The sequence below is a fragment of the Paenibacillus sp. FSL R5-0766 genome, assembly GCF_037971845.1.
Taxonomy (GTDB): Bacteria; Bacillota; Bacilli; order Paenibacillales; family Paenibacillaceae; genus Paenibacillus.
Genome location: NZ_CP150227.1, coordinates 1129393 through 1142113 on the forward strand (window position 1 = coordinate 1129393; position 12721 = coordinate 1142113).

The following is a 12721-nucleotide window of genomic DNA, read 5'->3' on the forward strand; positions in this document are numbered from 1 at the left end:
CACAGTTGGATGCAAACAATTGGACATTACGTATACTTAAAAGCCCATTTCAACTCGAATACGAGTAGTCATGGGTTATTTTTATCTCCTCATTCCATCCCAACCACTTTACAAAATCAACCCATCCCTCCCCATAGCAAATGGTATAATGGCAAAAAGGGAGATTCTGGCGCGAGGCTCGAAGGCTCTCACAGCAGAAAGGATGTTATACCACATGCCTACATACAACAAATTGGTGCGGGACAAGATTCCGCATATTATCACATCCAGTGGCAAGGAATGCCGCACACGCATTCTGGACCCGGAGGAATATAAGCAAGAACTAAGAACAAAGCTGCAAGAAGAATCGGAAGAATACATGAGTGCTGTAAGTGATCAGGAAGCGCTGGAAGAACTGGCTGACATGCTCGAAGTAATCCGGGCGCTGGCGGAGGTGCATGGAGCGAATGCGGCGCAGTTGGATAAGCTACGGGCGGACAAGGCTGAGGCACGCGGTGGATTCCAGGAACGGGTGTATCTGATCGATGTCGACGAAGCTTAACGTTAAACTCATTACAGATAACCTGGCAGACGAACTCATTTCCCGGATGCAGCATGCGTCCGGGATTTATATTATGACGTCCTTTATTATGCAGTCTGGTGTGAAGCTGCTTGCGCCGCATTTGAAACGGGCAGCAGAACGTGGAGCCGAGGTGCGGATGCTCGCGGGAGACTATCTGTATATCACGCAGCCGGAGGGCTTGCGGGCATTGTGTGAGGTCGATCCACGAATTGAAGCTCGGCTGTGGCGAAGTATGGGGACTTCTTTTCACCCGAAAGCGTATCTGTTTGATCATGACAACGGCGAAGGACTACTAATTGTCGGCTCTTCGAACTTTTCCTTCACAGCACTGAAGACGGGGTATGAGTGGAATCTCGCGATGAATGCGGAGGCGGAGCCATATACGTTCCAGATGGCTTTGGATAAGTTCATGCAGAGCTTCTACCACGAGACAACCTTGCCGGTGAACCCGGATTCGATTGAACTGTATGAGGAAGAGTACCGCAAATATCACCAGAAGAACCCGGAGATGATCCAGCGCATCACGGAGATGGAAGAAGCGGAATTTGGCACAGGTCTGCCAGAGGACAAAGAGGAAGAGTTCGCCGAGCTGTCACTGGTGCCGATTCAACCGCGCTATGCTCAGTTGGATGCCCTCGAAGCACTTCATGGCACGATGGAGGAGCAGTATGATAAGGCGATGGTCGTTATGGCGACCGGGCTCGGCAAAACGTATCTGGCGGGTTTCTTCGCCCAGCGGTTCCAGCGGGTGTTGTTTGTGGCGCACCGGGAAGAGATTCTGTTCCAGGCGAAGAGGTCTTTTCAACGGATCATGCCGGAGCGCAGTCATGGGATCTATAACGGGCATTATAAGGATGGGGCAGCGGACTGTGTTTACGCTTCGATCTTTACGCTGAGTATGCAGAAGCACCGGGATGGTTTTGCGATGGATGCCTTTGATCTGATCGTGGTGGATGAGTTCCATCATGCGGCGGCGAAGACGTACATGTTGGTGATTGAGCATTTTCAGCCTAAGTTCCTTCTGGGCATCACGGCTACCCCGGATCGACTGGATGGCAAGGATGTGTATGCGCTCTGTGATGGGAATGTGGCGTACCAGATGCATTTTATTGAAGCGATCCGGCGAGGTTGGCTGGCGCCATTTCAATATTACGGAGTATTCGACGATACGGACTATTCGCAGATCCGCTGGATCGGGACAAAGTATGATGAAGAACAGCTCATGGCTGTTCAGTTGCAAGAGGAGCATATGGAGACGATCTATGCGGCCTGGCTGCGGCACAAGCAGACGAGAACGATTGGCTTTTGCTCATCGATCCGGCAGGCGGACTATTTGGCTGCGTATTTTCGCAGTCAGGGGGTGAAGGTGCTCAGTCTGCATTCGCGCACATCGGAGATGTCGCGAGAGGAAGCCATTCGGCGGCTTGATGCGGGTGAACTGGAGGTTGTGTTGACGGTGGATCTGTTCAATGAAGGAACGGATATACCGCGTGTAGACACGCTTCTCTTTGTGCGTCCAACGGAGTCACTCACCGTGTTCACCCAGCAGGTAGGGCGTGGTCTAAGGTTAGCGGAGGGCAAATTTCATTGTGTTATCATCGATCTGATCGGGAATTACCGCAATGCGGATGTGAAACTGAGTCTGCTGGATGTGCGCGGGGAGCTGGAGGGAACCGCGAAAGATCGGGATTCGGCTGTGCCGGAAGTTCCAGACAACTGCGGGATTCATCTGGAGACCCGAGTGGTGAATCTGCTTCAGGAGCTAAGCCGCAAACGGCTGCCACGGCGAGAGAAGCTGCATCAGGATTTTCTAAGTGTGAAGCGAGAGCTGGGGCGTATTCCGAACTATCTGGAGCTGCATCTGATGGGACGTTCGAAGAGCATCGGGTACCGGAACGAATTTGGCTCCTATGTTGGATTTCTCTATTGGGCGGAGCTGCTGTCCCCGACTGAGGGAGAGGTGTACGTCCGCCATGAGGCGTGGCTGCGTGATGTGGAGAAGACACTCATGAACAAAAGCTACAAAATGATCGTGCTGCTGTACATGCTGGAGCGAGGCGAAGCGCACTGGATGGACCCGATCACACCGGGGGAGATGGCAAGGTTTTTCCATACGTACCTGACGGAGAAGGAGTACCGGAAACGGAAGGACTTTTCGGACAAAGGCAAACTTGCGCTATGGGAATGGAATGATAAGACGGCAACACGGGTTGAGAAACTGATTATCGACATGCCGATGTCTATGTGGAGTGGGGCGAAGGACAGCATGACACGATTCGAGGATGGCCTGTTCTCGCTGAATGTGCAGGTGCAGGATGCGGAGGAAAAGGCGTTGCTGCATCGCTGGACGAAGGAGATTTGTTTGTATCGGTTGCATGCTTATTTTGAGCGGGGGAAAGGTAAGTAGAGAAGAAGCTCTTATACAGTCAGTCAAATTGAAATTTTATTTGGCAAATAAAAATTTACCAAGAAGAAAAAACAAAAAGCGTACCAGTGGAATAGCGGTACGCTTTTTGCTTACTTGAAATTAACTTTTTGTAGTTCGCTTATATTATTCGAATAGGGAACTGTCTAATAATTGTAGAGAGATAGCGAACAACAAATATATCAATATAAAAAGATAAGATATTATTAATTTTAAAAGAGGGTTTTGTTATAATTTATTGAGTAATATATGGAAGTTGTATCGTCATAAGGAGGTGAACTATTTAGACCTATTTTTTATTAAAAAGTAGATTGTGCCAGAAACTAGTCCAGCTAAGATAAGAAGGCTAACAACGAGAATAAGTATATTATTCCACACAATGTGCATTGTCGAAACCCCTTTCATAATAATTTTTAAGAGGTCAATACAAAATATACTAGATAAGTATGAAGTGAACGAACCATTTTCTGACGAAGATACACAATATTTAAAAGAAAACTCAGCTTTAAACAATAATATAACATATATTCAAAATAAAGGGGACGTATCAGTCTTTTCTGTCTCAAAGAAATTTTTCACAGGTAACAATAAAACATTAGCTTTAACTGGTTATGTAGAATACGATAACGGATTCGGTAAAAATAGTTGGAATTTCTATATGGACGATGGGACACAGCTGGCATAAAAAGAAACATCCGAGCAGAAGTTAAAATTGATTGTGTAGGTATTGTAAATTTTGAAACTGGAGCAATAGGTAAAATCTATAACAATACAGTAAGCCAGACATCGTCTGGCAAAGTGGATTTCCTTACCTTAAATAAGTCTGATTCATTCACAGGCCTACCTATGTTTGTTTATTATTATCCAAAGGCTACATTTGACGGAGTTGATTTAGCCGGTGAGTTCAGATAAAAACATTTCTAGAAATTAAAATATCCATCATCAAACCCATGGCTAAGGTGCTCTAGCCATGGGTTTATTAGATTGATCATTTACATAATGGGCGTTTAATTGATATTACCATTGTTCCGTGTTTTTTCAGTGCGTTCTTTCGGAGGTTACCTAACATCTTTCACAGCTGAAATGACCCCAACCTCCACATTGACCATAATCGCTTGATACAAAAACCTCAAAAATCCCTCATTGCCAAACTGATCAAAATAACCCGCATAGCGACGATCTGTCGTATAGGCTTCTGCAATACACCTCAGAATCTCAGCATCACAGCTCATAAACTGCTCCAGACAACTCTTCCATTCACGCACTAACGATTGCACCTCACCAGAAGCAGGGGACAGATCCTGATGTTTCGCCAACTCCCGAAATACCTGCTCCATGTTGACCGAGAACTGCTGGTAGGCTTGTTCTTGCTCTTCCGCAGACAGCTGGCTCACATTCGCTTCGAATTCCTGGTATTTCTCGGTATCTCCGTAGATGAACTTCGCCTCGGATTCATATTGTTCTTGAATGGACAGAATGGGAGAATCGTCAAACAGATTAAGATGAGAGATATCCGTTCCATCCACATACTCGTCCAACTGGTCGATGATGGTTTCGAGCTTTTGTTTGCGTTGAACCAGTGTACTGCGATGCTCTCTTAGGATATCTTTTTGTTCGTCTTTGGAAAGCTGCATCATGGCTGCAATGTCTTTCAGTGAGAAATTCATTTCTTTGAGCAACAGAATCATTTGCAGATTCCCGAGTGCCTCTTGATCATAATACCGATAGCCATTGTCCTCGACTTTGCTCGGTTTTAATAGATCCGTTTTATCGTAATAATGTAATGCGCGTTTGGTGATGCCTGTAATCTGAATGATGTCTTTAACGGTGAAATAGGGTGTCTTCATTCCAAAATTCCTTTGTTTCAGCAAGGATGACACTTGCCGGAGTGATGGTTGCTTCGGTAATCGGTGTACCTGTTTTGTTCAGATAATATTGAATTAAGTGATAACCGCAGGCATAACCAGCCGCATAGGGCATACCTACGGGCGTGAAATTTTGCAATAGGGCAAGTTCATCGCCGTATAGATACGGATTGATCTGGTCAAAACCGGTGACATGCAGCTTGTCTTTCATCTTCGGTTTGATTACTTTATTCAAAGTCTCCATATCCGTTTTGGCTACCCAGGGGCCTAGCAAATCTTCTCCATACAGGGATGTCGCAAAGCTCTCTGCCAACCCCTCGCTAACAACCATCTCGCCAAGCGTAATCTGTGGATTCCACTGGATATATTGATACCTTATGTTGTGATTGCATTCATGGGCTAACACGGATTGCATACGAGGTAGAGTATACCTATTGGGGATCAGGTTCGCAATAATATAACCCGGGATTCCACCATCTCCGCTGATGCCTTCGTTCATGGTCAATGATGGACTGTTTTTATCGCCTAATAAAATCGTATATAGATATTCGGAGACCGATAGCTCAATCCCGTGATCTGTAAAGGTAGATAGACTCCTACGGACAGCTTCATGACACTGTTGCCAAAATGCCTCAGACGAAATCGCTGCTAACGATTTGTTAATCTCAGGTGTGATATCTGCGGGAGCGATATTCATAAAATTATTCATCATAATCACGTCGAAGCCGTGAGGCTCTTGAGATCGAAACGGGATCTGTTGAATGTTCCATTTGTTCATGAATGGACTCATCATAAGCTCGCGGTATAACTCCAATTTCTCATCAGGTGCAGCCTGGATGATCTCCTCATAGATTTGATCTGAACGTAACGCGGTAATTTTCATCCTTAATCTCTCCTTCATGTAAGCTTGAGATCATTATCAAGTATGACCTAACGTTACAGTCAAGCGTTGATGTTACGCTGCTGGCTCTCTGAATGATTCTTCATCTTCAGTGCGAATATCAGAGCAGACAGGATATAGATCAGGCTTAACAAGAGGTAAGGGAGTTGCAGCGAGAATATGCGGTCAAAAGTCGTCTCACTAACCCGCACCAATAATCCGCCGAGAAGCGTACCAATGGCACTGATGCCAAAGGATAAAAAGCGAAACACACTTCCGACCCTACCAAGTAGCTCATTAGGAACGGAACGTTGCAGGATGGAGGAACGGGTAACATTGTACACAATAATGAAAAATGCAGCACAGAAGTACAGGCCGCCTACCATATACGCATTTGTAGTTAGGCCCACCACACCGTAGATCATTCCCATGCACAGAATGGAGGAGATAATTAATTGTTTTGTACTCCATTTCTTACGCATATATGCAACAGCCTGGCTCCCTACAATGCTGCCGATGGTTGCAATGGAGATGAGAATACCAAATGCAAAAGCATCCAACTGAAGCACATCTCGTACAAAAAAGATCTGAGTAGCCAGGATAATCGAATACATCAGCGTAATGGTGACAGATAGAATAGCTAATCCGCGGAGAAAACGATCATGATAGACATATCGAATACCGGACCACATCTCACGTTTCCAATTCTTCATTGGGCGAACTTCCTTCTTGGATGTTTCCGTATCCCCTGGATAGAAGTTTCCCTTCAAACTGATTAAAAAAAACAGAGCAATAACAGCCGTTACGGCGTCTATGGCAAAAGGAAAAACAATATGCAGGGTGATAATGAACCCTCCCAGAGCAACGCCCAGAATGTCACTGGTAATTAACTGTCCGGCGGTGAACTGCCCATTCGCTTTTTCTAATTTACTCTCATCTACAAGTTGAGGGATGATCGTCTGCACCGTACTGTCGAATACGACTCGGCTAAGGCCAATACCAAACATGAATAAAGCGAGAATCGGAATACTCACCCATCCTCCCCAGATACATAACGTCTGAGCAAGCAGAAGCATCATTCGCGTAAAGCCTGCCCCAATCAGCATATGTTTGCGTGAGTATCGGTCGATGAGAACACCCACGGGCAGACTGAATAGCAGCCAGGGTAAACGAAGTGCCGTCATGGTGATGGAGGCATACAGCGTATCGCTCGTAAGTGTTGATATGAGCCAAGGAACCGCAGCAAGTGTAAGTCCATCACCCAAAAATGTAAGCGAAAATGCACCAAATAACTTGGTATAGTTCGATTTAATCTTCATAGTTTCCTCCACGAATAAGATGTAAAGCATAGCAACATTGAGGTTGGAAAATAATGTGTTTTTACTCTATACAAATTTAAGTTATTGTAAAATGGTTTTCAATCCTGTTTTTACAACAAATAACTTCACAAAACGCTTACAAACTTTCAATTCTACCCTACCTTTTCCGCTACGAAGCTGAGATAATGGGAGAGGAATAAGGTATGAAACAGATGCGACAACCATGTTCACCAACAGTCTAAAAATAAAAGCTGCATATCCATAGGAGGATTATGAATGACAACACAACCATTGAATCTGATCCAATCCACGGAGGGCCAAGCATTGCTTGCCCAAATGTATGGACAATCACAAGTAGGGGAACAGACTGCACGTTACACGAAGCTGAACGCAACGTTCGAAGAGTACTTTGGCACGCAAGAGGGAAGCAAGTTGTTCAGCGCGGCAGGACGCAGCGAGATTGGCGGCAATCACACGGATCATAACCATGGTAAAGTGCTGGCGGGCAGCATTACACTGGATACACTTGCCGTGGCTGCACCAACTGCGGAGTCGGTTATTACTTTTTATTCGGAAGGCTACGACAAGAAATATGTAATCGATCTCACAGATCTCACGCCAAATACGGAAGACGATGGCACAACAGCATTGATTCGCGGTATGGCTGCGGGATTTGGAGAATTTGGATATAAAATAGGCGGCTTCCAAGCGTACCTCTCAAGTAATGTGTTCTCGGCATCAGGAGTTAGTTCCTCGGCGTCATTCGAGATGCTGATCTGTACGATTTTGAATCATTTCTATAATGACGGTGGACTGGATGTTGTGACCATGGCCAAAATCGGCCAGTATGCGGAGAATCACTATTGGAACAAACCTTCCGGTCTGCTGGATCAGATGGCTTGTGCGTATGGCGGACTGATTGCCATTGATTTTGAAAATCCTGCACAGCCTGTCATTGAGCCTGTTCAGTGGGATTTCCAACAGAATGGTTATTCATTGGTCATTGTAAATACGGGCGGTAACCACGCCGATCTGACGGAAGATTACGCTGCTGTGCCATATGAGATGAGAGCGGTTGCTCAGGCGCTGGGCAGTGAGTATGTTCGGGAAATTACAGCTGACGCAATCTATGCCAACCTCAAGAAGGTTCGTGAAGCGGCTGGGGATCGTGCCGTGCTGCGTGCGCTTCATTTCCTGGAAGAAAACAATCGTGTCGATGGTCAGGTTCAGGCGTTGCGGGATGGACGTTTTGCTGATTTCCTGAAGCTGATTACAGCGTCCGGTAACTCGTCATGGAAGTGGTTGCAGAATGTATATCAGAGTGGCGCTGTGAAGGAGCAGGAGATTGGCATCGCGTTGGCACTGACCGAGAATTATCTGCAAAACCTGGGTGATGGCGCTTGTCGTATTCATGGTGGTGGATTCGCAGGGGTTATTCTGACGATCCTTCCGAACGAAAAAGTAGAAGAGTATATGTCCTGGATGCACGACATGCTGGAAACGCCGATTATTGTTGTTAATGTGCGTGCACAGGGTGCGGTATGTCTGAATGCATTGGTGGTTAGCGTGAACGAATAGGAGCGTAGCCAAAAAATCTACGTGTACTCAAAAAGCGGTGATCTTCCCGGACTAAAGTCAAGGTAGATCACCGCTTTTTGTCATACCCAACCAAGGATTAATGCAAGAACTGACTCATTTCTTGTAAAACGTCCTCTACCATCGGTAGCTGGTCCGCAGTGTACACTTCAATGTCGATGGAGGTAAGCAAGGGCAACAGGGCTTGTGCCAATTCAGGTCGTGACAAGATCAGTCGGGAAGGCCTATATTCGCGCTGCAACAGAAGATCAATCAATACTTCTGCACATTGCTGCATACTGCGTTTTTGTTCTGCGACGGCAGAGTGGATAATCATGCCGGAGGCTGGCTCAGTGACGATGATAATCTGTGGGAAATAGGGGCGTTCCTTATCACCAATCGCTGTAGGCAGATAGGATAATCCGAATTCCCAGAATGATTCTGATGGGCAAGGCAGCTTGCGCAGACGCGCTTGTTGAAATTCGTCAATAAACATAGACGCAGTTTCCTTTACAACGACAGGCTGTGGTTCAAGCCACTGGCTGCTCCAATTCAATGCTTGTCCGTCAGAGGAAAGCTCTGGCACACGTGTGAGGAACAGACGCTGATCAGAAGGAAAGAGCTGATCCGGGTCAGACCGTACTGCTGAAGCGACTTCAATGGCCTGCTCAACACAGGTGGCGAAGAATCGAAGGTCCTCGGCTTTCCGAACAGGTCCCGGCACGTATCCCGGTTCATACAGATGAAAGGTAGGCCAGGCGTTGCGTCCGCGGTAAGAGAAGCCTAAAGCCTTTAATTGTTTGTATTCTTCGGCAGTAAGCTCGTCCCGGTTATCGAAGGACAACAGGAAGCAGTGCTGGGTGAAAACAGGGTCTTCCGTTATGATCCCTTGCATCAGATTAGCCAAGGTATTCAGTCCTTCTGTACCCAGGTAGACAGCCATTCCATACATCTCGCCTCCGTTGCCCATCACGGTGCAGTAGCCGATCTGTCCGGATTCCGGGTCCTGGACACCAAAAGTATGGGAGTTGCTCAGCCATTGCCAGCTTGCTTGCTGTTTGAAACGATTGGCTGCTTCGTACAGCGGACGTGCTTCTTCAATAAGTAATTTCATTAATGATCATTACTCCTTCCATACCAATTCTTGATTAGAGTGATTTTACCATATTTATTCACGATTCCAAATCAATCAGCCATGATACGATAACGGACAAGGATGTTAACCCATTGTATTCAAAATCAGGTTTTATGCAGGCTAGCGTATTGCTGATACAATAGAGAATAATCTAGTACATGAGGATGGAGCGAGTAATGAGGGGATCAGAGCCAATATTGAATTACATAACGAATTATCTATTAAAGAAGGGCGAGGAGATAAGGAGCACAACGCCAACTCGGACGGAAACTGATGTTGAAACGTCACTTCATGAACTTCACATCATCCGCAAAACTGCTCGGACATTCCGTCATACTGGTACACTTATTCTGGCTCTGGATTTTCAAGAAGAAAATACAGATGATGGGGGCCAAACTGGCTACTTGGAGCATGTACAACCTCCATCCATTCTGCAAGGATGGACACAGGGCAAGAGGGTGGACATGGATGAATCGGAAGCCTTTGATCTGATGCAACAGGGCTGGATTATCAAGGAAATTCGATTGAAGCGGGATGGAAAGACGGTAGAGCGTGCCCATTATCGGATGGGATATCGTCTTTTTAACGATATGGAGAGACGGGTGTTATGTAATCAACAGGTTCAATCGGCTGAACTGGAGAAGTATCAATTACGTGTAGGTAATCTGACGGAAGTATACAAAGACAATCCAACCGGAAGGGCAACAGAACTCTCCAAGCCTGTACTTTTGCTGAATGAGAGTCTTCAATGGAACGTTGCTAAACTGCTGGAGAGCGAACACTTCCCTGCTCGTTGGAATGTTGAAAAGAGAATGAAGGGGTTACATTTCATACATGCGATTACAGAGATTGCGTTATCTGCTACTGTCTTTGACTGGAAGGAGATCGGTTCCCGCTATTATGGCGGAATTGGAGGCTCTAAGGCATTTGATATGCATCGGGAGGAATTCCTGTCATGGCTTGAGCACAGCTCAGGCACATCAGCTGAATGGTTGGGTATGATTAGTCCTGGGAAAATAACGCCCATGTATTTTGCAGGTCACCTGGAGGGGCAGTGGTCTTCCTATAAAGCTGGACCAGTCCACGCGTTGACGGATCTGTCCATTGCCCAGGAGCATTACAGAACCAACGCTGAAACATTGTGGCTGGTGGAAAATCGGGCTGTGCTTACCCGAATGGCTGCTGAACCGGGATTTGTAGAGCAAACCAATTCACTCATCGTCTGTGTGGATGGACATATGCGCAGCTCGCACAGGACATTCATTCAACGTTTACTGGAAGAAGATAGCTCAATTAAACAAGCCATGCTGTGGAGTGATTATGATGCAGATGGACTTCTAATTACTGGTGAGATGAGCGCTGCTTTGGCTGGTCAAGAACTTGTGTTGAAATTCATAGCCCACGATCATCAGGTTTATCAGGATCAGTCTCTATTCAAAGCATATATGGACTTACTACTGACAACTACTCAGTTAGAACAGGAGCAGGTACTTGGTAAGCGGGAGGAGTGGACTAAGTGGATCAATCTTTAATCTCTATATTTCAGCATAAGGAGTCAGCACCCGAACTTCTTCAGACCATGCGGGATATTTCCTCCTTATCCGGTGTTCTGAGTGATCTGGGGTCTCAGAATTTTTTTCAGACGCCGGTTGAGATTTTGAGATTTTTACGGATCATCCAGTTAGTCAATGAGGCTGCGCTGGGGCTGGATGAACCCATTGAGAACGCAAGCACACTCTATTATCGTTATCGAAATAAATATCATGATGCTGAACCACCAGAGATCAAGAAAGTAGAACAGATCGTAGGTGTGCTCGTTAAGCATAACTGGATTTCGAAGCAGACTCGGCAGATCAAGATGAGAGATGTGGGCAAACGAATGATGGATGCCCTGATCCGCTTGGCGAATGACTCTCTGGCCTATTACATGCATGATGACATCGGCAGATCTCTTTTTCAAGCGAGACGGGATGCTGAGCATAGTGAGGCTTATGACGATCACGGTATATCCGGGGGGAATAAAATCGCAAGCATGATCCGTAATGTCGAACATGCACTTCAATTACTGAAGGAAAGAGAGTTGGAATTACTGGCTGATCGCAATGCGCTGCCACAACTGGAAATTATACATCAGCTTATGCGGGAACTTGAGCAGAAGCTGAGTGAGCGGCTTCATCAGTTTCAGACACTGGAAGACAGTCTTGTCTTAAGTCATCTCATGCAGCAGGGAACAGCCGTATTAGCAGAAGGGACTCACTTGAGTATAGGGATGATTAATAAATACTTGAAATTCACAACCATGCAGCAAACCCTGTTGTCGTCTACAATTCATCCCGAGAAAGTTCGTGAATTTATTGTCAGTATGTATGATCCTCCGTTGGATTCGGACACGCCTAATGTTTACCAGCTACTTAGTTTTATGGAACAGAACCAGTATGCTGATGAAGCGATGGACGGCTTATGGGTCCCCGTTAAATTTGCCTCGCCGTTGTCCGGCACAGCTGTGAGTGAGTCAGTACAATACCTGGAGACATACGAACCTCTTACTGAACCTATAGATCTGTCCGATCCGGCTGAATTGCTGTTTGTAGAAGAAGTAGTATCTCTTGAGCAACTAAGTGAATTAATGGGAGATACCGAGTGGTTATTGACCAAATCCATGATCCAGACAGAAGCAATCGAGCAATATATGGCTGCTGTGGAAGAAGCACCGGTGGAACAGGTTATCATCGAAGCTACATCATCTGAATGGGGTGACGCAATAAATGCGCTGACTGCCATCACTGCCCTGATCGGTAACAAAACACTGGATATGGAACAGATCAATGCCGTGGCATCAGGTCCACCGTATGCCAAGTTATGGGACTGGATCGAGCCTGATGATCGAAATCAAAGGATAACCAGCCGTAAGCTGCGAAAGGAGAATCAGCATGACGAATGAGCACGCGAATATCTCCTCT

At 46.1% G+C, this 12721-nt stretch carries 10 protein-coding genes; 6 read left to right on the top strand and 4 right to left on the bottom strand.

Annotation, left to right across the window (positions count from 1 at the left end; translation table 11 throughout):
• The first annotated feature begins 214 nt into the window (after nt 1-214).
• From MKY66_RS05060 to MKY66_RS05070, 3 genes are all read left to right on the top strand, one after another.
• On the top strand, nt 215-541 hold the full coding sequence (locus MKY66_RS05060; RefSeq protein WP_076213402.1) for a nucleoside triphosphate pyrophosphohydrolase: 327 nt from the start codon (nt 215-217) through the stop codon (nt 539-541).
• A complete protein-coding gene (locus MKY66_RS05065; RefSeq protein WP_076213405.1) occupies nt 525-2969 on the top strand; it encodes a DEAD/DEAH box helicase family protein in 2445 nt (814 codons plus the stop codon). The genes MKY66_RS05060 and MKY66_RS05065 overlap by 17 nt, the downstream gene beginning before the upstream one ends.
• A 469-nt stretch (nt 2970-3438) precedes the next feature.
• Complete coding sequence (locus MKY66_RS05070) at nt 3439-3672, top strand: hypothetical protein (protein WP_143760351.1); 234 nt, start codon at nt 3439-3441, stop codon at nt 3670-3672.
• A gap of 373 nt (nt 3673-4045) precedes the next feature.
• Here MKY66_RS05070 and MKY66_RS05075 read toward each other — a convergent pair whose 3' ends face one another.
• Genes MKY66_RS05075 through MKY66_RS05085 form a run of 3 tightly spaced genes read right to left on the bottom strand, consistent with a single transcriptional unit; the run spans nt 4046 to nt 7051 of the window.
• Nucleotides 4046-4834, bottom strand: a complete 789-nt coding sequence (locus tag MKY66_RS05075) for a MerR family transcriptional regulator (protein ID WP_076213411.1) — start codon at nt 4832-4834, stop codon at nt 4046-4048.
• Nucleotides 4809-5735: a DUF2268 domain-containing protein gene (locus MKY66_RS05080; RefSeq protein ID WP_076213414.1), complete on the bottom strand. Its 927-nt coding sequence runs from the start codon at nt 5733-5735 to the stop codon at nt 4809-4811. Before MKY66_RS05080 ends, MKY66_RS05075 begins: the two co-directional genes overlap by 26 nt.
• Nucleotides 5736-5794: 59 nt before the next feature.
• Nucleotides 5795-7051, bottom strand: coding sequence for an MFS transporter (locus MKY66_RS05085; RefSeq protein ID WP_076213417.1), 1257 nt, complete (start codon nt 7049-7051; stop codon nt 5795-5797).
• Between the two features lie 276 nt (nt 7052-7327).
• Between MKY66_RS05085 and MKY66_RS05090 the strand changes: the two genes are divergently transcribed.
• Complete coding sequence (locus tag MKY66_RS05090; protein ID WP_076213419.1) at nt 7328-8629, top strand: galactokinase family protein; 1302 nt, start codon at nt 7328-7330, stop codon at nt 8627-8629.
• A gap of 97 nt (nt 8630-8726) precedes the next feature.
• Here the strand turns inward: MKY66_RS05090 and MKY66_RS05095 are convergent, their stop codons facing one another.
• On the bottom strand, nt 8727-9740 hold the full coding sequence (locus MKY66_RS05095; protein WP_076213422.1) for a hypothetical protein: 1014 nt from the start codon (nt 9738-9740) through the stop codon (nt 8727-8729).
• Between the two features lie 218 nt (nt 9741-9958).
• Here MKY66_RS05095 and MKY66_RS05100 point away from each other — a divergent pair, with 218 nt between their 5' ends.
• Nucleotides 9959-11293, top strand: a complete 1335-nt coding sequence (locus MKY66_RS05100) for a DUF2399 domain-containing protein (protein WP_179088553.1) — start codon at nt 9959-9961, stop codon at nt 11291-11293.
• Entirely contained in the window at nt 11278-12702 is a 1425-nt protein-coding gene (locus MKY66_RS05105) for a hypothetical protein (protein ID WP_076213426.1), read from the top strand. The genes MKY66_RS05100 and MKY66_RS05105 overlap by 16 nt, the downstream gene beginning before the upstream one ends.
• Nucleotides 12703-12721: the final 19 nt, after the last annotated feature.